The 21606-nt window shown below is 59.0% G+C and carries 18 protein-coding genes; 4 read left to right on the top strand and 14 right to left on the bottom strand.

Annotated elements, in window-relative coordinates; translation table 11 throughout:
• Positions 1-79: 79 nt before the first annotated feature.
• The gene (locus AO240_RS16400; protein ID WP_099237447.1) at positions 80-706 is read left to right on the top strand and encodes a bifunctional 2-polyprenyl-6-hydroxyphenol methylase/3-demethylubiquinol 3-O-methyltransferase UbiG; all 627 of its coding nucleotides are present in this window, start codon (positions 80-82) and stop codon (positions 704-706) included.
• 596 nt (positions 707-1302) lie between these two features.
• Here the strand turns inward: AO240_RS16400 and AO240_RS16410 are convergent.
• Genes AO240_RS16410 through AO240_RS16420 form a run of 3 tightly spaced genes read right to left on the bottom strand, consistent with a single transcriptional unit; the run spans position 1303 to position 6535 of the window.
• A complete protein-coding gene (locus tag AO240_RS16410) occupies positions 1303-4368 on the bottom strand; it encodes an efflux RND transporter permease subunit (protein WP_099237451.1) in 3066 nt (1021 codons plus the stop codon).
• The gene (locus AO240_RS16415) at positions 4365-5435 is read right to left on the bottom strand and encodes an efflux RND transporter periplasmic adaptor subunit (RefSeq protein WP_099237453.1); all 1071 of its coding nucleotides are present in this window, start codon (positions 5433-5435) and stop codon (positions 4365-4367) included. The genes AO240_RS16410 and AO240_RS16415 overlap by 4 nt, the downstream gene beginning before the upstream one ends.
• Positions 5432-6535: an efflux RND transporter periplasmic adaptor subunit gene (locus AO240_RS16420; RefSeq protein ID WP_099237455.1), complete on the bottom strand. Its 1104-nt coding sequence runs from the start codon at positions 6533-6535 to the stop codon at positions 5432-5434. The genes AO240_RS16415 and AO240_RS16420 overlap by 4 nt, the downstream gene beginning before the upstream one ends.
• 170 nt (positions 6536-6705) lie before the next feature.
• On the opposite strand from AO240_RS16420, the gene AO240_RS16425 reads away from it, so the two are divergent.
• Positions 6706-7866: an AAA family ATPase gene (locus AO240_RS16425; protein ID WP_099237457.1), complete on the top strand. Its 1161-nt coding sequence runs from the start codon at positions 6706-6708 to the stop codon at positions 7864-7866.
• 116 nt (positions 7867-7982) lie between these two features.
• Here the strand turns inward: AO240_RS16425 and AO240_RS16430 are convergent, their stop codons facing one another.
• From AO240_RS16430 to AO240_RS16485, 11 genes are all read right to left on the bottom strand, one after another.
• On the bottom strand, positions 7983-8834 hold the full coding sequence (locus AO240_RS16430) for a transporter substrate-binding domain-containing protein (RefSeq protein ID WP_099237459.1): 852 nt from the start codon (positions 8832-8834) through the stop codon (positions 7983-7985).
• Positions 8831-9607, bottom strand: a complete 777-nt coding sequence (locus AO240_RS16435; protein ID WP_099237461.1) for an amino acid ABC transporter ATP-binding protein — start codon at positions 9605-9607, stop codon at positions 8831-8833. The genes AO240_RS16430 and AO240_RS16435 overlap by 4 nt, the downstream gene beginning before the upstream one ends.
• Positions 9604-10263, bottom strand: coding sequence for an amino acid ABC transporter permease (locus tag AO240_RS16440; RefSeq protein ID WP_099237463.1), 660 nt, complete (start codon positions 10261-10263; stop codon positions 9604-9606). The genes AO240_RS16435 and AO240_RS16440 overlap by 4 nt, the downstream gene beginning before the upstream one ends.
• Positions 10244-10909, bottom strand: a complete 666-nt coding sequence (locus tag AO240_RS16445) for an amino acid ABC transporter permease (protein ID WP_099237465.1) — start codon at positions 10907-10909, stop codon at positions 10244-10246. The genes AO240_RS16440 and AO240_RS16445 overlap by 20 nt, the downstream gene beginning before the upstream one ends.
• Before the next feature lie 376 nt (positions 10910-11285).
• Positions 11286-12068 carry a MetQ/NlpA family ABC transporter substrate-binding protein gene (locus AO240_RS16455; protein WP_099237467.1) on the bottom strand — a complete coding sequence of 261 codons (783 nt, stop codon included), beginning with the start codon at positions 12066-12068 and terminating at the stop codon, positions 11286-11288.
• A 125-nt stretch (positions 12069-12193) separates the two neighbouring features.
• Positions 12194-13117 carry a sigma 54-interacting transcriptional regulator gene (locus tag AO240_RS16460; protein WP_099237469.1) on the bottom strand — a complete coding sequence of 308 codons (924 nt, stop codon included), beginning with the start codon at positions 13115-13117 and terminating at the stop codon, positions 12194-12196.
• A gap of 47 nt (positions 13118-13164) precedes the next feature.
• Positions 13165-13746, bottom strand: coding sequence for an alpha/beta hydrolase (locus AO240_RS16465; RefSeq protein ID WP_099237471.1), 582 nt, complete (start codon positions 13744-13746; stop codon positions 13165-13167).
• A 204-nt stretch (positions 13747-13950) separates the two neighbouring features.
• The gene (locus tag AO240_RS16470) at positions 13951-16899 is read right to left on the bottom strand and encodes a glycosyltransferase family 32 protein (protein WP_099237473.1); all 2949 of its coding nucleotides are present in this window, start codon (positions 16897-16899) and stop codon (positions 13951-13953) included.
• Positions 16900-17168: 269 nt separating this feature from the next.
• A complete protein-coding gene (locus AO240_RS16475; protein ID WP_058413049.1) occupies positions 17169-17570 on the bottom strand; it encodes a biopolymer transporter ExbD in 402 nt (133 codons plus the stop codon).
• Position 17571: 1 nt separating this feature from the next.
• Positions 17572-18294 (bottom strand): MotA/TolQ/ExbB proton channel family protein, encoded by a 723-nt coding sequence (locus AO240_RS16480; RefSeq protein ID WP_099237530.1) that lies wholly within the window; start codon positions 18292-18294, stop codon positions 17572-17574.
• A 51-nt stretch (positions 18295-18345) separates the two neighbouring features.
• A complete protein-coding gene (locus AO240_RS16485; RefSeq protein ID WP_099237475.1) occupies positions 18346-19158 on the bottom strand; it encodes an energy transducer TonB in 813 nt (270 codons plus the stop codon).
• Positions 19159-19609: 451 nt separating this feature from the next.
• Between AO240_RS16485 and AO240_RS16490 the strand changes: the two genes are divergently transcribed.
• Positions 19610-20521 (top strand): hypothetical protein, encoded by a 912-nt coding sequence (locus AO240_RS16490; protein WP_099237477.1) that lies wholly within the window; start codon positions 19610-19612, stop codon positions 20519-20521.
• A 157-nt stretch (positions 20522-20678) separates the two neighbouring features.
• Positions 20679-21596: a LysR family transcriptional regulator gene (locus tag AO240_RS16495; protein ID WP_099237479.1), complete on the top strand. Its 918-nt coding sequence runs from the start codon at positions 20679-20681 to the stop codon at positions 21594-21596.
• Positions 21597-21606: the final 10 nt, after the last annotated feature.

Below are 21606 nucleotides of genomic sequence, written 5' to 3' on the forward strand. Positions count from 1 at the left end.
ACCGGCTAAACGGCTTTCAACTGATTGCAGGGCGGCGTGAGGTATAGTCGGGCGATTCCAACGCCCGGTATTACCCGTTATGACCCTCAAGCCCGACGACCTTAACCAGATCACCTCCACCACCCTCGGCCACTACAACGAGGTGGCCGAGGATTTCCGTGAAGGCACCCGCGATCACGATGTGAGCCAGAACATCGACGCCCTGCTGCGGCATATCCAGGGCTCGGCGCCGTTTACTGTGCTGGATTTCGGCTGTGGGCCGGGGCGGGATTTGCAGACGTTTACGCGCATGGGGCATGTGGCCGTGGGGCTTGATGGCTCGGAGCGCTTTGCGCAGATGGCGCGCGAAGACAGTGGCTGTGAGGTGTTGTGGCAAGATTTCTTGAAGCTGGACCTGCCTGCCGAGCGCTTTGACGGGGTGTTTGCCAATGCGGTGTTGTTTCATATTCCCAAGCAGGAATTGCCGCGCATTCTCAAGCAACTGCATGGGGCGTTGAAGCCCGGCGGCGTGCTGTTCAGTTCAAACCCTCGCGGTGAAAACCAGGAAGGCTGGAATGGACCGCGGTATGGGTCTTATCACGATCTTGAGGCGTGGCAGGCGCTGCTGACCGATGCTGGATTTGAAGAGTTGGAGCATTACTACCGGCCAGCCGGGTTGCCGCGTGAGCAACAACCGTGGCTGGCCAGCGTGTGGCGCAAAGCGTAGATCCAACCTGGCAACACACTCCAACTGTGGGAGCGGGCTTGCTCGCGAATGCGGCAGTTCAGCCACCACACCCGGCGACTGATACACCGCTATCGGGAGCAAGCCCCCTCCCACATTTTTAACTGCAACACACTCCCCATGTGGGAGCGAGCTTGCTCGCGAAAGCGGTCCACCCGTCACCAGATAGGCTGGCTGAACCACCCACATGTTTAACTGCCACACACTCCCCATGTGGCAGCGGGCTTGCTCGCGAAAGCCGTCCACCAGTCACCAAATAGGCTGACTGAACCACCCACATGTTTAACTACCACACACTCCAACTGTGGGAGCGGGCTTGCTCGCGAAAGCGCTGCACCCGTCCCCAAATAGGCTGGCTGAACCACCCACATGTTTAACTGCAACACACTCCAACTGTGGGAGCGGGCTTGCTCGCGAAAGCCGCAGTTCAGCCACCACACCCGGCGACTGATACACCGCTATCGGGAGCAAGCCCCCTCCCACATGTTTAACTGCCACACACTCCCCATGTGGGAGCGGGCTTGCTCGCGAAAGCGGTCCACCAGTCACCAAATAGCCTGACTGAACCACCCACATTTTTAACTGTGTTGTTCCTGCTGGTCTTTCTTCGGCTCGCGGATTTTATACCAGGCCACGTAGAGCGCCGGCAGGAACAGCAACGTCAGCAAGGTCGCAATGATGATCCCGCCGATCATCGCGTAAGCCATCGGCCCCCAAAACACTTCGCGCGCAATCGGGATCATGCCCAGGCTGGCCGCCGCTGCGGTGAGCAGGATCGGCCTACGCCGGTGCTCGGTGGCTTCCACCACCGCATCCCATGGCGTGTAGCCGTCTTTCTCATACGCATCGATCTGCGTCACCAGAATCACCGAGTTGCGGATGATGATGCCGATCAGCGCGAGGATGCCCAGGATCGCCACAAAGCCCATCGGTGTTCCCGTCGGGATCAGCGCCAGCACCACGCCGATCAGGCCCAGCGGCGCGACACTCGCCACCAGGAACATCTTCTGCACGCTGTGCAGTTGGATCATCAGGAACGTCGCCATCAGGAACAGCATCAGCGGCACCACTTTGGCGATCGGGCCTTGGGCCTTGCCGCTTTCTTCGACGGTGCCGCCGGTGGCCACCTTGTAACCCACCGGCAAACCCGCGCTGAATTTTTCGATGGTCGGCGCCAGCTGTTTCACAAGGTCAGTGGGCTGCATTTCATCGCGCACCGAGGCCTTGACGGTAATGGTCGGCTTGCGGTCGCGACGCCACACCAGCGGCTGCTCCAGCTCATAGCGCACGGTGGCGAAGGCCAGCAGTGGAATCGAGGTGCCGTTGGGCGTGACGATTTGCAGGTTCTGCAAGGTTTCCGGCGTACCGCGCTCAGCGTCCTCGGCGCGGCCGACCACGTTGATCAAGTAAATATCGTCGTGCACTTGAGTCACCGAGGCGCCGCTGACCACGCTGTTCATCAACTGCGCCACGTCTTCCGACGACAGCCCCAGTTGCCGCGCCTTGTCTTGGGCGATGTCGACCCGCAGCACTTTGCCCGGCTCGTTCCAGTCGTAGATGATCTCGCCCAAGTGGGTGTTTTGATCGAGCAATGTCGCCAGCTCGATGGCGTGTTTACGCACCTGGTCGGTGTCTTTGCCAGACACGCGGTACTGGATCGGGCGCCCCACCGGCGGGCCCATTTCCAGTGGCTGCACATAGCTGCCGACGCCGACGAAGTCATCACGCAGGCGTTTTTGCAGGCGCGCAATCAACGCGCTGCGCTCTTCCAGGCCTTTGCTGACGATGACCAACTGCGCGTAGTAAGGGTTTTCCAATTGCTGGTCGAGGGGCAGGTAAAAACGAATCGCGCCCTGGCCGATGTAGGTGCTCCAACGCGCAATGTCCGGGTCGTCCTTGATGATCGCTTCAAGGCGGTCGACGGCCTTGCGCGTCTCGTTGATCGAGACGTTTTGCGGCAGGTTCAGGTCCACCAGAACTTCCGGGCGATCCGACGACGGGAAGAACTGGTTCTGCACAAACTGCATCGAGAACACCGACGCCACAAACAGCCCCACGGTGATGCCGATCGCCCACCAGCGGTTGCGCATGGCCCAGAGCATGCCGCCATTGAACGCACGCCCGATACGCCCCGGTTCGTTGTTATGCGGTTTCACGTTGGTGCTGAGGATGTGCACGCCGATCACCGGCGCAAACAGTACCGCCACCACCCACGACACCAGCATCGCCACGGCAATCACCGCGAACAGCGTGAAGGTGTATTCGCCCGCGGAACTGGCGTTGAGGCCGATCGGCACAAAACCCGCAACGGTGACCAGCGTACCGGTGAGCATCGGGAAGGCCGTGGAGGTGTACGCGTAGGTCGCGGCCTGTTCTTTGGTTTCGCCTTTTTCCAGGCGCGTGATCATCATCTCGACGGTGATCATCGCGTCGTCCACCAACAGGCCGAGGGCGATAATCAGGGCACCCAACGACACCCGCTGCATGGTGATGCCGCTGTATTCCATGAACACGAACACCAGCGCCAGCACCAACGGAATCGAGCACGCCACCACCAGCCCGGCACGCATGCCGAGGCTGATAAAGCTCACCACCAGCACAATAATCACCGCTTCAAACAGCGCGCTGGTAAAGCCGCCGACGGCCTCTTCGACCACTTCCGCCTGGTCGGAGACCTTGTGTACGCCGACGCCCACCGGCAGGTCGGCGGTCAGCTCGTCCATGCGCGTGTGCAAGGCTTTGCCGAATGACTGGATGTTGCCGCCCTTCTGCATGGCGATGGCCAAACCAATCGCCGGCTTGCCGTTGAAGCGGAACATCGGCCGCGCCGGGTCGACGTAGCCACGGGTGATATCAGCAATGTCGGCCAGACGATAGAACCGGTCATTCAGCCGCAGGTTGACGTTGGCCAGGTCTTTTTCCGAGGCGAACTGCCCCGACGTGCGTACGGAAATGCGCTCCGGCCCGGCCTCGATCACACCGGCGGGCGTCACCGCATTTTGCGACTGCAGGCTTTGCACGACCTGGCGCTGATCAACCCCCAGGGCCGCCAGTTTGCGCGTGGAAAAATTCAGGTAAATCACTTCGTCCTGCTGGCCGATCATCTCGACCTTGCCCAGCCCCGGCACCGAACGGATCTCGGCGCGCACCTGTTCAACATAGTCGCGCAACTGGCGCATCGACAGGCCGTCGCCGGTAAAGGCATACACCGAGCCGAATACGTCACCGAACTCGTCATTGAACGACGGCCCCTGCAAACCCTGCGGGAAGGTGCCGCGAATGTCGTCGATCTTCTTGCGCACCTGGTACCAGATCTCGGGGATGGCCTTGGCGCTGGTGGTGTCCTTGAGGAACACGAACACCGTGGACTCGCCCGGCCGGGTGTAGCTTTTCACGTAGTCGAGGGCGTCGAGCTCTTCGAGTTTTTTCTCGATGCGGTCGGTGACCTGCTTGAGCGTTTCTTCCTGGGTGGCGCCAGGCCAACGGGTCTGGATCACCATGGTCTTGATGGTGAACGAGGGGTCTTCCTCACGGCCCAGGTTCATGTACGAGAACACGCCCATCAGCAGCGCGACGAACATCAGGTACCAGACGAAGGACTGATGCTTAAGTGCCCAGTCGGATAAGTTGAAGCTCCCTTTCATCGCGGGCTGCCCTCGTCGATTTTGACTTTTTGCCCGGGTTTCAGGCTGTTCACACCGGCGGTGACGATGCGTTCGCCGGCCTTGACGCCGCCGTTGAGCACGGCACTGTCGGCGTCGCGGCTGATCACGCTGATGTCACGCGGCTGCACGGTCTGGCTTTGCGTGTCGAGCAGCCAGATACGCGTTTTGCCGTCGACTTCCTGCAAGGCGCTGAGGGGCAGCTCGATGCGTGGCGCGATGGCCGAACTCAACGTCACGCTGATCGCCGTGCCCAAACGAAACGCCGCTGGCGTCTCGGTCAAGGTCAGGCGTGCGCGGCGAGTGCGCGTAGCGCTTTGGGCCTGGGGTTCAATTTCGCGCACGATGGCAGTGGTGTTGACGCTCGGGTCGAGTTGCGCCGCGACCTTGAACACCACATCGGTGGGCAGGCGCTCGGCGAGGCCGGCGGGCAGGTCGATCACCGCTTCCTTGATGTCCGGGCGCGCCACGGTCACCACTTGCTGGCCGGCGCTGACCACCTGGCCAGCCTCGGCGTTCCAGGCGGTGACGATGCCGGCGTGGTCGGTGCGCAGTTCGGCGTAGTTGAGCTGGTCCTTGGCCTGGTTGACCGAGGCTTTGGCTTGGTCGAGGGTGGCCTGGGTGGTTTTCAAGTCGGTCTGGGCCACGTCCAACTGGGCTTGGGCGCCAACGCCGCGGTTGAACAATTCCTGCTGGCGCCGGGCGTTGGCCTGGGCATTGATAAACTGCGCCTGCACGCGGGCAAGGTCGCCTTGCGCCGAACGCAGTTGGTTTTGTTGGTCGGTTGGGTCAAGCACCGCGAGCAAGGCGCCCTTCTCCACTTGCGCGCCCACATCCACCGCGCGGCGGGCGATACGGCCAGGCACGCGGAAACCCAGGTTGCTCTCGTAGCGGGCCTGGAGGGTGCCAGCAAAACGCCCGAGGTTTTCCTGGTCTTCGGCTTTGACTTCCATCGACAGCACCGGGCGCACCGGCTCTGGCGGCGCCTCTTGCTTGGAGCAGGCGACCAGCAACAGGCTGGCGGCGATTACAGCCGTCAGGTGCTTCATGGCTGCACTCCTTGGGCCTGAGCCTGATCCGGCGGCTGCGCGATCTCGACGAGCATGCCGGGGTGCAGCAATTGCCCACCGGCAACCACGACTTTTTCGCCGCCTTTGAGGCCGTCGCCAATAATCACTTTGCCGGTGAGGTAACGCGCCACGCTGACTTTATGCAGTTGCGCTTTGCCGTCGGCGTCCACCAACCACACGGCGGGTTCGCTGAGGTCTTTGGTCAGGGCCGACCAGGGCAGCTCGATACTCGACTTGGCCGGGCCGTTGCCGGTAGCGCTCACCACCGAACCCAAATGCATGCCGTCGGGCAACGCCGCCAAGGCAATCTTGACTTGCACGGTGCCGGTATTCGCGGCCACAGCGGGCGTGACTTCGCGAACTTTGCCCTGCGTCTTGATGCTCGGGTTATCCAACAGGCTGACGGTGATCGGCGCGTTCGGCGGCGGCTGCATCAACAGCGACTCATACACGTTAAACACCGCGTCGCGCTCGCCATCGCGGGCCAGGCTGAAAATCGGCACGGTGGCCTGCACCACCTGACCGACTTCGGCCTGGCGCGCAGTAATCACGCCGGGAGCATCGGCAATCAGCGCGGTATAACCGAGTTGTTCGCGGGCATCGGCCAATTGCGCTTGCGCGGCGGCCAAGGCACTTTGGCTGCTGCGCAGCGTGGCTTGGGCAGTGTCGTATTCGCTACGGCTGGTGTAACCCTTGGGCAGGAGCTTTTCCTGACGCACAAACGCGGCGGCGGTTTGTTTGACGCGCGCCTGCTCGGCCACCACCTGAGCCTGGGCGGAATCGACGCGGGTCTGCAAGTCTTTGGGGTCGAGCCTGGCCAGCACTTGCCTGGCGGTGACGCGGTCGCCCACATCCACCATGCGCTGGATAATCTTGCCGCTCACACGGAACGACAAGTCGGTTTGCACGCGGGCCTGAATATCGCCGGTCAAGGTCACGGCTGCGGCGAAATCCACCGGCTGCACGGTCTGCACGAACACCCGTGAATGCGCCTTGGGTTCGGCCTTTTCCTCGCCGCAGCCGCTGAGCAGCGCCAACAGGCCAAGGCTGAGTAAAAATATCGAAGTGCGACCGCCCATGCAGGCTCCTTTTGCGTGATGCCGACTTGCCAGTGTGTATGCGACTGTGAGCGTGGATCAGGGTTCCACGTTATAGCTGTTCTACGCCAAGAGACTCAGGATATTTGCGACATCCACCCGCTGTGTCAACGCGGTTAACATGCAACCTCCCTCTAATCGCGAACTCTCCCATGCTGAAAACCCTCGCGGTGGCCAATTACCGCTCGATCAATAAGTTGGTGGTACCGCTGGACCGGTTGAATCTGGTCACCGGGCCCAATGGCAGCGGCAAGTCCAACTTGTACCGCGCCTTGCGCCTGCTGGCCGAAACCGCTCAGGGCGGGGTGATCAATGCCCTGGCGCGTGAAGGCGGGCTGGACTCGACCTTCTGGGCCGGACCGGAAACCATCAGCCGCCGCATGCACAACCGCGACGTGCCGGTGGAGCCCATCGTGCGCAATGGTGTCAAACGCCTGCGCCTGGGGTTTGCGGGGGAAGATTTCAGCTACGCCATTTCCCTGGGAATGCCCGAACCCAGCCAGTCGTGTTTCTCGCTGGACCCGGAAGTGAAAAAGGAATGCATCTGGGCCGGTCCCATTTACCGCCCGGCCAGCCTGCTGGTGCAGCGCTCCGGGCCGATGGTTCGAGCGCGCGAAGGCCGTACCTGGGATGTATTGGCCCAGCACACACCGAACTACCATAGCCTGTTCGATCAGGTCGGCAGCCTGCGTGGCTCACCCGAGGTATTGCTGCTGCGTGAAAGCATTCGTGGCTGGCGCTTTTATGACCACTTTCGCAGCGATGTGGATGCCCCCGTCCGCCAACCACAATTAGGCACGCGCACGCCGGTATTGCATCACGACGGGCGCGATTTGGCGGCGGCCATGCAAACCATCCGCGAAATCGGCGACCCGGCGGCATTACAGCAGGCGGTGAGCGATGCATTTCCGGGGGCGCAACTGAACATCCAACCGCTGCAGGGCGGGCGTTTTGCGATTGAGTTTTATCAGGAAGGTTTGCTGCGCCCGTTATCCGCAGCGGAACTGTCAGACGGGACCCTGCGTTACCTGCTGCTGATCGCAGCGCTGCTGACGCCGCGGCCGCCGACAATGATGGTGCTGAACGAGCCGGAAACCAGCCTGCACCCGGATTTGCTGCCGGCGTTGGCGCGCTTGATCATCCAGGCCTCCCGGCAATGCCAAGTGTGGGTGGTGTCGCATGCCAGCCGCTTGATTGCGGCGCTGCAGCAGGATGAGGCGTGCAATTCGATTGTGTTGGAGAAGGTGATGGGCGAGACGCGGATTGTGGGCCAGGGGCTTTTGGATGCGCCGGCCTGGCATTGGCCTGAGTAGGTGGCGCTTGTAAGGGCCGCATCGCGAGCAAGCCCGCTTCCACATTTTGATTTGTGAACACACTCAAAGGCGGGAACGGGCGTGCTTGCGATAGCGGTAGAACAGTCAGCGTAAAATCAGCCCTGCCACTTGCCGCCTTCAACGATCACACTCTCGGGCTTGGTCTCGTCGCTCAGTTCTTTGCGCACGTATTGGTCGTAAAGCTTAAGCAGGAACTTCTCCTCACCGAGTTTCGCCAACTCGGCATTCACCCAGTCGCGCAGTTCGATATTGCCCTTCTTCACCGCTGGCGCAATCGGTGCTTCATCACCGAGTTTCTCTTCCAGCACGCGGTAGCCCGGGTTCTGCTTGGCCCAGCTGAACAGCACCAGGTTGTCTTGCGCATACGCATCCCCCCGCCCGGCGGACAGTGCTTGCAGCGACTCGGAGTTCTTCTCGAACTTGAGCAGTTTCCAGTCCGGGTGGTTCTTGGTCAGCCAGATGTCGGCGGTCGTGCCGGTGGTGACGATGGTGGTGCGGGTGGCCAGGTCATCCAGGCTTTTCACTGAGCTGTTTTGTGGCACCAGCGCCTGCACGGCGACTTTCAGGTTGGGGTTGGTGAAGTCCACCGCTTCCTTGCGCTCAGGGGTCACGGTCATGTTGGCAAGGATCAGGTCGACTTTATCGCTTTGCAGGAACGGAATACGGCTGGCCGGTTCCACGGCGACGAACTCGACTTTGTTTTCATCGCCGAGCAGGTCTTTGGCGAATTGGCGGCCGATGTCGGTATCAAAACCAACGTAACGGCCGGCTTCGTCTACAAAGCCGAACGGTGGCTTATCGGTGAATACGCCGACGATCAGCTTGTCGCGCGCCTTGATTTTGTCGATGTAGCTCACAGCGGCGGCAGGTTTCGCGGGCTCTTCGGCCTTCTTGTCGCAGCCGGCCAGTAAGGCGACGGCAAACAGTGGCAGCAGTAACTTTTTCATGGCAGCTCCAGTTCCTTGGTTTTCTTGGGCAGTGTTGAAACGAAGGAGAACTTCTCCAGAAACTGCTGCGCGCGTGCGGTTTGCGGGTTCGTAAAGAATTCTTCGGGGGTGGTTTGTTCGAGGATGCGACCGGCCTCCATAAACACCACGCGGTCGGCGACCGCGCGGGCGAAGGCCATTTCATGCGTGACGATCAGCAAGGTCATGCCATCGCGGGCCAGGCCCTGAATCACTTCCAGCACTTCCTTGACCATCTCCGGGTCAAGGGCTGCGGTGACTTCGTCAAACAGCATGACCTGCGGGTTCATGCACAACGAGCGGACAATGGCGATGCGTTGCTGTTGCCCGCCGGACAACTGACGCGGGAAGGCGTCACGTTTGTCGGCGAGGCCGACGCGCTGCAAGAGTTTTTCTGCCTGGGCGCGGGCTTCGCGAGGCTCGCGTTTTTGCACTTTCAGCGGGCCGAGTAAAATGTTCTCGAGCACGCTCATGTGCGGGAACAGGTGGTAGCTCTGGAACACCATGCCCACGTCCTGGCGCACTTGGCGCCAGTCGGTGTTGTTATCCAACAGCGCCTTGCCGGCAAAGCGCAGGTGCCCGCTGTGCGCGACTTCCAGCCCGTTCAGGCAACGCAGCAACGTGCTTTTGCCGCAACCGCTGGGGCCGAGGATCACCACCACTTCGCCGCTTTGCACGCTCAGGTCGATGCCCTTGAGCACCTGCTGGTCGCCGAAGAATTTGTTGAAACCCTGAAACTCGATCAATGCACTCATGCCTGCGCCCAGCGCCGTTCCAGCACCTTGGAGGCGGCCGACAACGGGTAGCAAATAAAGAAGAAAAACAGGAACAGCGCGCCGTAGATCAACACTGATTCGTAGGTGCGCTCGATGATTTGCTGGCCGACCTTGATCACGTCCACCACGCCGATCAGCACCGCCAGCGAGCTGGTCTTGATGATGCGTGTGTAGACGTTGATAGTCGGCGGCGTCATGCGTTTCAGGGCTTGGGGCAGCAACACGTAGCCGTACAACTGCGGGCCAGACAAGCCGATCGACAACCCGGCTTCACGCTGACCACGTGGCAGCGAATGCAAGGCGCCGCGCACCACTTCGCCCACCTCGCTGGCGCCCCACAACGACAACACCAGCACTGCGCACCAGAAACTCGGAATGCTCAGGCCAAAGAAAATCGGCAATCCAAAAAACAGCAAGTACAACCACACCAGCACCGGAATCGCCCGAAACAGCTCCAGGTAGACACGCAATACCGCGTTGATCAGCCGGTTATTCAAGGTGCGTAGCACGCCGTACAGCACGCCACCGAGCGTGCTGAAGGCGATGCTCAGAAACGAAATAGACAGGGTTTGCGCAGCGCCTTTGCCCAGTTGCGGCAACGACACCCATAACAATTCAAGACCCGAACTGGCCATGCTGGAGCCTCCTTTCCAGGCGGCTGAGCAGCAGCGACAGCGGCAAGAACAACAGCACGCAAATCAGCGTCAGTACGGCGAGCATTTCGTAGGTTTTGTAGTAGAGCGCGATGTAGCTCTTGGTGGTGTAGAGAATCTCCGGCACCGCCACGGCGGAAACCACGGTGGTCTCCTTGAGCAGAAAGATGAAATTGGCAAACAGTGCCGGCAGGCTGAGGATGCCGGCCTGGGGCAGAATCACATGGCGCAGCAGTTGCCAGTCAGACAAGCCAATGGACTTGCCCGACTCGATCTGCGCCAGCGGCACCGCCTCCACACCTGCGCGCAGCACTTCGGTGAGGTAAGCACCGCCGAGAAACGTCAGGGTGATGATCGCCGCCCAGAACCCGGAAATATTGAAACCCAGCGCCGGCAAGGCGAAATACACGAAGAACAGTTGGATCAGCAACGGCGTGTTCCGCGCCAGCTCCACGTACACCGCCACCAGGCGCGACAGATACGGCGTGCGAAACACCAGCAGCGCCGCGTTGATCAGCGCCACCAGCAAGGAGGTGGCGATGGCGATCAGGCCGACTTGCAGCGTCACCCCAACGGCTTTTAGAAACGCCGGCAAGGTGCTGAGGATAAATGCGAAATCGAAGGTCATCTGGGGTCCATGACGCCGCAAGGGTATGCAGCGAGCGCAATACGAACCGGCGTGGGTAACGCCGGGTAGCGCGAACTTTAAAGGTATAAAAAGTAAAATTTAAATACCCAAATAGCATATTCATATCACCCAAACAGATAACGCTCTTGCGCCACCCGTTTGGTGACAGCCGACCCGATCTCCCAAGCAGCATGCAGTCAACTGTGGGAGCGGTCTTGCTCGCGATGCCGGCACCTCGGACCCTCAGGTACACCGAGTTGATGCCATCGCGAGCAAGCCCGCTCCCACACAAAAAGTGTTTTTGATGCTGGCATAAAAAAACGCCGACGCTGTGGTAGCCGTCGGCGTTCAAACCTTGAGGGGGTTTTGAGTTACATCAGAACGCAGGCACTACCGCGCCTTTGTACTTCGCATCGATGAAGGCTTTGACTTCCGGGCTGGTCAGCGCCTTGGCCAGCTTCTGGATTGCGTCGCTGTCTTTGTTGTCCGGGCGAGCCACCAGGAAGTTGACGTACGGCGACTTGGCGTCTTCGATGATCAGTGCGTCTTTCGCTGGGTTCAAGCCAGCTTCCAGCGCGTAGTTAGTGTTGATCAGGTCCAGGTCAACCTGGTCGAGTACGCGCGGCAGCAGGGCCGATTCCAGCTCTTTGAACTTCAGGTTCTTCGGGTTGCTGGCGATGTCTTTTGGCGTGGCCAAGGCATTGGTCGGGTCTTTCAGGGTAATCAGACCGTTCTTTTGCAGCAGCAACAGCGCGCGGCCACTGTTGGAGCCTTCGTTCGGGATGGCGACGGTGGCGCCATCTTTCAAATCTTCGATTTTCTTGATTTTCTTCGAGTAACCGCCGAAGGGTTCAACGTGCACGCCGATCACGGTGACCAGGTTGGTGCCTTTGCCTTCGTTGAAGTTTTTCAGGTACGGCAGGGTCTGGAAGTAGTTGGCGTCCAGGCGCTTCTCGGCCACTTGCACGTTAGGCTGCACGTAGTCGGTGAATACTTTGATCTCAAGGTCCACGCCTTCTTTGGCCAGGGTCGGTTTGACCAGCTCAAGGATCTCGGCGTGCGGGACCGGGGTCGCGGCCACGACCAGTTTCTCATTGGCCTGGGCGAAGCTGGCAGTCAGGGCAGCCGCCAGTGCGGTAAACAACAGAACCTTTTTCATGCAGTGTCCTTATCGAAATTCCGGGGCGTCTCTGACGACCGTTTTTTGTGGTGTGCCAGCGAAGTGCTATCGCGGCATGCGGTGGACAATACCTAGATTTTTTATTCCCGAACAATATCTTTTATTCACGTTGATATTCCATTTTGCTCATACAGGAATTTAAGCAGTGTTTGCTGCTCAGCAGGGCTGGCACTCGCGAAAATCCGCTGCACCTGCTCCAGCGCTGAGCCCGCCGTCGGCAAATTCAAATGTTCAGGCAAAATCTCATCGCCACTGCTGACCAGCAACGCAAAGTGAATGACGTTTTCCAGCTCACGCGTATTGCCCGGCCAACTGTGGTGTTCCAACACGCGTTGGGCGGCGTCGCTGATCAGCGGCACCGGTAAATCCAGGCGCTGGCTGTAAATGCCAAGGAAGTATTCAGCCAGCGACAAGATATCGCCGGTGCGCTCGCGCAGCGCCGGCAGGTCGAGTCGGCCTTCGCTCAAGTAATGGAACAGCCGCTGATGAAACTTGCCGGCCGCCACGGCCTGCGCCAAGTCGATGCTGGTAGCAGCGACCAGGCGCACATCCACCGGGCTGGGCTGATGAGCCCCCACGCGAGTGACCTCGTGGTTTTCCAGGGCGGCGAGCAATTTGACCTGGATGGGCAACGGCAAGTCGCCGATCTCATCCAGGTACAAGGTGCCGCCGTTGGCCGAGCCAAACCACCCGGCGCGGCTGCTGGCCGCGCCACTGTGGCTACCGGCGGCGTAGCCGAACAGTTCAGCGTCGGCATACGTGGGGCTGATCGCGCCGCAATTGACCGAGACAAACAGCCCGGTGCGGTCGCTGCCACGGTGGATATGCCGCGCCAGCAATTCTTTACCGCTACCGGTCTCGCCGCGAATCAGCACGGGCAAGGCACGCGGCGCGAGGCTTTCCAGGTCTTCGCGCAGCTTGCGCGAGCGCGGGTCGACAAACACCAAGGCCTTGGCGCGAATACTCAGCGGGCTTTTTTCGGCATCGGGGAAGGTCAGCAGCGGCTGGCCGAATGTGTCATGACTCATGGCAGGCTCCCGCCCCGAATCCACTAGGGACGGGGCGTTGAAAAAATTCAGGCACTACGCCGGGCGTGGTGCTCAAGGCGGTTTTGCAGGCGATAAAGGTAAGCGAAACCCTGCTCCCAGCGCTGGTGGCCGGACTTCACATTGATATGGCCGGCGCCAGACAAAATGCCCGCTTCGGCGCCCCAGTGACGTGCCAGTTCCAACGCGCGTGGGGCGCTGACGGCACTGTCATTGTCGGAGCTGACCACTTGGCTGGGAAACGGCAATAGGTGAATCGGAATCGGCGCGAAATTGCGCAGAGCAGGCGAACAGGCAGGCCGTTCGACGTCCGCCGGAGCCACCAGTAAAGCGCCGCGTACCTGACGTAAAGACTGCACAGGCGCGGTGGCGGCCCAATGCGCGACGGTGATGCAACCCAGGCTATGGGCAATGAGGATGACAGGCGTGCTGTCGGCAGCAATCGCCTCGGCCAGCGCAGCCACCCAGTCTTCGCGACGCGGCGTCAGCCAATCGGCCTGCTCCACGCGCGCACTGTTAGGCAGGCTGTTCTGCCAATGGCTTTGCCAATGTTCTTCTGGCGATCCTTGCCAGCCCGGCACGATCAGATAACGAATCGACTCGCTGTGCATGGGTGTGCCCTCCTGCAACGTTTAGCGTTGCTGGCCAGTATAGGGGGGAGTCACTCACCCAATAAGGAATAAAAAAGAATTTATTAATAACCAAAATGAATTCAAGCTTTAAACCGCGCAATGCCTTGCCCGGCTACTTCGCTCCAACTCTCATAAGCAGTGCGCCCCCGACAGCCAGCGGTCGGAGGCGGGACTGACCGAGGGTCAGCGAGAATGATTCATCGACCCTTCTGCGCCAATGGTCACCCCAAACTTGCTTCTCATCGATTCATAATAAGCCAACGCCTGCCCCAGTCGTTGGTGATAGTCATCGGGGAGTTTAACCTCAGCATTCATCAGTTCGACCAAGTCCTCACTTACCGGTAACAGGCCATACTCTGATGCGTGCAAGACGTCGTTCACCATGCTCGGCCCCGTTATCTCGAAAATTTTCTTCTGATAAATTTTAAATATCTGCTCTTCCGCGGCGGTCGGATGACTGCTGAGTAAAGGCCGATTGGCCTGCAACCATTCCTTGTTAGCTTTATATCGCTGATAGGACGTTTCCAGAATCTCAGCGAGAAGCGGGTTGTCTGCGTGGCTGGCAAAATTACTGGTATTAAACCCGCTGAAATCCGCAGGCTCATACTTCACGTGCCCGTTCAGTAAAATGTCATTCGGCGCGGCGTTCAGCGCGACATTTCCCACGTTAACGGTGAGCGTGTCGTCGGTATCCAGGTATATCCCACCGTATTTCTTGATCAGTGCAACGCGCATGACGTCCGACGAAGCCGAGAGGTTTTGCCCCTGCCCTGCGCGAAAATACTGATACACCTCAGCATATTTACTGGCACTCAGCTCTTGAAACGCTTGGTCTTTTTGCAGGTCGTGCACTTCAAGTCCGCCCACCTTGTGGTCCAATTCGGACTTTATTTTCTGAAAAACACGTTCATTGTTGGCATCGACGTGAACAATAGATTTATACCCTGGACTTTTTCTTGAGTTTTCAATGATGTTTTCGATCAAATGTTCAGGCATCTCATTGCCTGCCCAAAAATAATGGATGACCTTGGGTACCTGCGTAGCGTTTGACGGTATCGACGGCAACATCGGCAACTTCAGCGTTTTATGAGTCATGGAGACAGGTCCATTTCGCTTACCCACAACTGCTTCGGCTTTAGTACCGGACGCCCACTGATCGGCTGCTTCACGCCAATAAAAAATATCATTCACCTGACCTTCTTCGTTAAGTCCACGCCACAGGCCTGCCGCCACGTCGTACTTGACTTGGCATGAGTAGCCATTAACAAAAATATTATTTTTATTCATGGCAAACTTATGAACATCGTCCATGGGAACAGTGAATTCTTCAACGATCACAGGCGGCGAAACAGGGCTCATCGGGTAGCCAATACTGCCGTTAACGCGTTGAGGCGGGTTGAAAAATGGACGCTCCTGTACGCCGGTTCGAGTGCTCACTTGGGCTCCCACTTCAACCCCGGCTGCCGCCCCCTCACTCGACACTTGGTTCAATAGCCTTGACGCTGTCAGCGCCTTTGCAAGCGGCGCCCCTACATGACTGACCAAGGGCGGCACAGCGTTCAATACGCCAAAAACGATGCGGTCAGTGCCGGCCGCTTTCCCCTTGGCGACATCATCGATACCGATACCCACCTGAGTAGCCCCCGCTGCCAGGTAGAACACGTCCAGCGCTATCGCGGCCTCCGGCATGACAATTGCCAAAGGCGTCATGAACATTGCGACTTTTAACGCTTCTTCCACGCCCTGAGCTATTTTGTCTTTGGTGTAGTCACTGTCGCTGACGATCGCATTTTCAGCATCAGAGTAAGAGCGCGCTTTTTGTCGAACCAACACCTCTCGAAAAGGATCACCACTCACCGCATCAATGGTGATGTAGCGGTCCGGCGACCAGTCATTGATCCTGTCAAAAAAGGAGCTGCCTGGCGCCTGCGCATCAGACCATGCGCCCAGCCCTTCGAGGGTTTGACGTACACCTTCGAAAAATGTTTTGTGCGCCTGATCCTTCAGGGAGAAGTGCGTCAACAGCGATTCGCGCTTTACCGGATCAGATGCCTGCCTGGCCAACCACGTCTTCATTTGCTCTGGATTATCGAAACGATGTATCGGCGAGGAGTTACCTGGAATATAGAGCAATGTCAGTTGGGTTTTCTTATCCGTCACGCACATCAAGTCCGCAGACTGCGAGCCGTAGATGCTCAGTAAACCGATGTCCAGATCCGGGTCTTTGACGGCGGGGTTGGTAAAGTCCTGAACCGTCAGCTCGGACCATTGCTTCCGTCCAGCAGCGCCCAAGGCTCGCTGGGCGAGTTTCGCCTCGACAGGCCCAAGCGTCCCTTCCAGACGCTGTAGATTGATAGCTTTAACAAAGGAAATCTTGCTCAGTGAATCATAGGTAGCCGTGTGTTTTTCCCAAAATCCGTCAAGCCTGTTTTTATAAAGCTGGGTCCGGTCCGTATCCCATACCAGTGTTTTGAACGCATCGACCGGTATAGCGACTTTAGTAGCTGACGTATAAGGTGATGACGCGGACGGCTTCGGCGCTTGATAAATGGCTTGTCGAGTGTTCGCGGCCTTCACCCAATGGTCTATTTGGTTATAGCCATACATCAAGGGTGAAACATACTGAGCGATTTTTCGAAACCACCCTTCATCCTCTTCAATGGGCACATCCTGTCTGTTTTTCAACGCTGCCTGCGTCAGCGTGATTTTTTCTACAACGTCCTTCTCGGTCTCGCCATTATCTTTGAACGTAACCAGATATGTTTTATCCGGGTCAACCTCCAGCCCCCAGCGCTGTTTTATTTTCTGCGCAAGCATGTTTGAAATGGCTTTTTCTGGAGAAGCAAAATCGGCCAAGTGCTGGCTTATATAGTTATCGATAGTGGGATTTTGCTTGAGTGCGAAACGTCCTGCGCCTTGGCCTCTGGTGCCATCAGCTGAGTCAGTGTTTGATGAAGGACTGTGTGGATTGGCGTTTTCGGTATAACTTGACCGCGCATGAGCGAGTGGGTGCGCGGGGCCTGATCTGCCGGGCGGCAAAGGGGCGACGATTTTTGTTTCTTCAACAGTCGGCAGGTGTGCCGGTTGGTTAACAAATTCGCGTATTACTTGAACAGGAAAGCGTATAGCCATATCCATTTATCCTTTAATAGAACTTCTCCGTGTGCCGACCAGAATAATCATATCGCCGCGAATTGCACGCAACGAAACATCCAAAAATATATAAACATCTTACAATCACAACATCTGGATACATGCATTAAAATACACACAAAAAAAAGGCCGCACCCTGCCAAGGAGACGGCCTAAAACAGTTTTGAGCGGCAAGCGGCAAGCTTCAAGTTAAAGCAGATCCGCTCTGACTTGCAGCTTGAAGCTTGCAGCTTAACGCTCGCCCCTACCTAACGTGCAGTAATCACCGACAGCTTGGTGATGCCCGCGCGCTCAATAGACGCCATGGCTCGCGCCACTTCGCCGTAATTCACGCCATCATCGGCCTGCAGTTGCACCCGCACTTCGGGGTCTTTGGCCTTGGCGGCTTGCAGGTTGAACTCCAGCAAACCCGGCTGAATTTCATCCTTGTTGATGAACAGTTTGCCCGCGCCGTCGATACTCACCACCAGCGGGTCTTTCTGCTCGACCGGGGCCACGGCCTCGGTCTTGGGCAGGTTGATCGGAATGGAGTTGGTCAACAGCGGCGCGGTGACGATAAACACCACCAGCAGCACCAGCATCACGTCCACCAGCGGCGTTACGTTGATCTCGCTCAGTACCTCATCACTGTCTTGCGTGGAGAAGGCCATCTCAAGACGCCTCCTTGACTTTTTGCGGGCTGGCCGCCGCTGTTTTGGTCAACGCCGGATGCAGCAGTACGCGGAACGCATTTTTCTGCGCCAGGCTGTAGAAGTCGTGGGCAAAGTCATCCAGGTCGGCGGCGGTCAGCTTCAGGCGGCGTAAAAAGTAGTTGTAGACCAGCACCGCCGGCACCGCGACGGCGATACCCACGCCGGTGGCAACCAGCGCTGCGCCAATCGGCCCGGCCACGGTTTCGAGGCTGGCGGAACCGGCGGCGCTGATGCCCTTGAGCGCTTCCATAATGCCCCACACGGTGCCGAACAGGCCGATAAACGGCGAGGTGCTGCCGATACTCGCGACCACGGCCAGGCCGGTTTCGAGGGAGCGGCGTTCACGCACGATCTGTTGGCGCAAGGCGCGTTCGAGGCGGTCCTGATGGTTAATCGCCTGGCTCAGGTCTGCCGCGTGCGGCGCATCGCCGACCTGAATCGCGGCATAACCGGCCTGTGCAACTCGCGCGGCGGCGCCGGGCCGGGTTTCGGCGAGTTCGGCGGCCGCGTCGAGGCTGGACGCCGCCCAGAACTGTTTATGGAACTTGCGATCCTGCGCCTTGAGGCGACCGAACTGCAGGCCTTTGAGCAGGGCAAAGCCCCAGGTCGCGACCGAAAAGACCACCAGCAGCCAGATCACCGCGCTTTCGATGGATTCAAGTGGAGATGCTAATGCCATGATGTTTTCCCTCTGTGCAGGTCGCGGCGTGCACAACACACCGCTGCCGAATAGTTAGTGAATCTTGAAGTCGATCGGTACGCTGACCCAGCCGTCCTGAGCCACATCGCCCTGCTTGGCCGGCACAAAGCTCCACCGCTTCACGGCGGTCAGTGCGGCGTCGTCGAGTTGCTGGCGACCGCTGCTCTTCTGGACCTGGATCTCACCCGGCTTGCCGCTGGCCAGTACGTGTACACGCAGCAACACCGTGCCTTCCCAACCGCGCCGCTGAGCCAGCGAAGGGTATTCGGGCGCCGGGTTCTTCAAGTACGCGGCGTTGGCCGAAGCGGGTGTCACCGGCGCCGGCGCGGGCGGCGCAACGGGCGCAGGCGCAGGCGGTGCCGGGGTGGGAGGCGCGGGCGGTTGCTCAACCGGTTTCGGTACGGGCTTGGGCTCGGGCTTCGGTACCGGCTTGGGTTTCGGTTTTGGAATCGGTTTTGGCGGCGCCGGTTTGGCGGCCAATTCATCCACCACCGGCGGCGGTGGCTCGACCACAGGCGGTGGCGGCGGTACAGGCGGTGGCGGTTCAACCACCGGCGGCGCCGGCCGGGAAAACTCGATAGTCATCGGCGGAATTTCCGGCGGCACAATCGGCAGCACCGGCGTCGGTTTCTGGCTCACCCAATAAATCACCGCACCGTGCAGGGCCAACACCAGCACCCCCAACAGAATCCCTTCACGGCGACTCGAGAAGCGCTTCGGGGTTTTCTGCAAACGCAGTTGCCCCAATGGCGTGCGGTGCTGCCGGCCAAGGTCGACCAACTCACCACCCGGTGCCTGGCGCCACTGCGCCTCGGGTGCACTGGCGGCGGTCTGGACATTGCCCATTGATTCACTCCCTACGGTTTTGAAACAAAAAAACCGACAGGCCCGCATGGGAGGCCGTCGAGGGCTGAATCATCGGGGCTAGACGCTTATCTCTTAAAGTAACCTTTAAAGTTATATATATGCCCCTATCGAATAAGCGAACTATTCTGAAACTCCCAAGCCACGCCATACGTGGCTTGGCGAGCAAACGCTGAATGTCGATGCTTTTGAGGCATACAAAATATTCATGGAAAGCATGGTTTTGCGGCCGATTGGCGGCTCAAACGTCAAAACCTGCAGCCCGCCCAGGTCCGCGTTTCCCACTCTCATTACTGGAACCCCAACCCGTCATGAACCACCAAGGGTTGATACGGCGGGCCTGCTTGCACGTCGGCACCTTGCACGTCGGCACATAGTCGCTAACGCGCCTGACTGCTCCTGCATTGGCGGAGCGCACTGGACTGGAGAGCCCATGAATATCTACTCGCTGATCATAAACACCTTCAACGTCCACCCGCCCAGTAGCGCACCGGCCGCCACGCAACCGCCCGCGCGCCGCGAATCACGCCCTACCAAAGGGCCTCAGTCGATTAGCTTTGGCCCACCTGATCCAAAGAGCCGCGCCTCCAGTTCAACAACGCCCAAAGCTGACACCACCGACGGCAAGCAGCCCCTGCAGGAGATGCTGGGCTTACTGCGCTCGATGGTGACCGCCATCGAAACGCTGTTGGCTGGGCTAGATGAAAAGAAGACGCCGCCAGACGCGAAACCCACAGCCAAAGACCTACCGGACAATGCGCCAAAACCCGGAAAACCCTATACGCCAGATGCGCTGATAAATGGGTTCTCGCAGAAGCGAGGCAGCATGAATTGCGTGACCGTCGCGGGCATCAAAGCGGCAATGCAACGATTCGGCGGCCCGAAAGAGGTCTACGCGTCCGTGGAACAAACTAAAGACGGTGTGGACGTCAAGATGCGAGATGCGCCCAACAAAACCTACCATGTGACCAATGCTGAGCTTAAATACGCAGCTGCACACTCAGGGTTCAAAGGCAGCAACCAGAAGATGCTTAACGATGCCAACTTCATGTACGCGATCAGTGCCAAACGGGCACAGATGGAAAACAACGATGGCACTGCCTCGCGCAGTTTTGCCGCAGCCGTGAAGACCCTGGACACCTGGGAACACACTCAGGAAGGGCTACAGCGCCTGGGCCTGAGAAACCATGTGCAGCGCAGCAGCGCAAAGGAACTGGCCAATGGCACACCTGGCGTCATGGCTCAAAACGACCATGTTTTCACCGTGCTGAATGGCAGAGTAGAAAATTACGGTAGCTTGGGAGGCCGACCCAGCAGCGGGGCAGAAGCCTATAAGTTGAAGTAAGCACGCGGCGAAGCGGGTTGATGGCAGGCAGGGCCGGACTTTCGGTTCGGTCGCTCTATATATATGCATTTAAGATCTATAAAAAACAACAAAGCATTGTTGACGGAATAAGACCTCACTTTAAACTCCCGGTTCTTTAAAGGACGCCGGGCACACCATGGACCTTCGCCAACTGCGCTATCTCATCGCGCTCAACGAGCATCGCAGTTTTGTGCGCGCCGCGGATGCCATGGGCATCACTCAGCCGGCCTTCAGCCGCAGCATTCAGGGGCTGGAGCAGGAGCTGGGGTGCGTGCTGGTTGACCGCGCCAATAAAGACCTGCGCCCGACACCGGAAGGCCAGGTGGTGTTGCAGCACGCGTTGAGCCTTGTGCAAGGTGCGGCATTGTTGAGCCATGAAGTTACGCGCATGACCAAACTTGACGCTGGCGAGGTGCGTTTTGGCAGCGATGCGGTGGCGGCAGTGCACTTGGTGCCGCAGGCAATCGCGCGATTTGTGACCGCCTACCCCAAGGTACGCAGCCGCTTGCAGGTCGATAACTGGGAAAGACTCGGCCGCAGCCTGAACCGTGAAGAGATCGAGTTTTTTATCGCCGATGTGCGTCACTTCGAAGCTGACCCCAATTTCCAGACCCAAGCCTTGACGCCCCGCCGCACGGTGTTTTTCTGCCGCGACGGGCACCCGCTGCTGGCCAAGGACAGCCTGTCCACCAACGACTTGTTCGACTACCCGCTGGCAACCCCGTTGATCGCACCCGGCATTCGAAAAATACTCGCCAACCTCAGCGGGCGCATCGACTTTGCGCCGGCTATCGAGCTTGAGCTGTTTGCTGCGCTGGCTAGCGTGGTGCAGCAGTCGAACGCTATCGGGCTGGGGTCCGAAGAGGCCTTTGCCCAGGCGTTCGGCGGCGGCGAGTTGCGCGTGTTGCATTGGCGCAATCTGCCGCCTGCACTGGACAGTTTGAACAACCGCTGCGGGGTGATCAGCCGGGCGGGGGATCGCCTGTCGGCTGCGGCGAAGGCGTTGATCGAGAGCCTGCTGGCGGTGGAAAACCAGGCGCTGAGGAGTGCCTGAAGCCATGCAT

This window comes from Pseudomonas sp. ICMP 460, assembly GCF_002723595.1.
Lineage (GTDB): Bacteria > Pseudomonadota > Gammaproteobacteria > Pseudomonadales > Pseudomonadaceae > Aquipseudomonas > Aquipseudomonas kitaguniensis.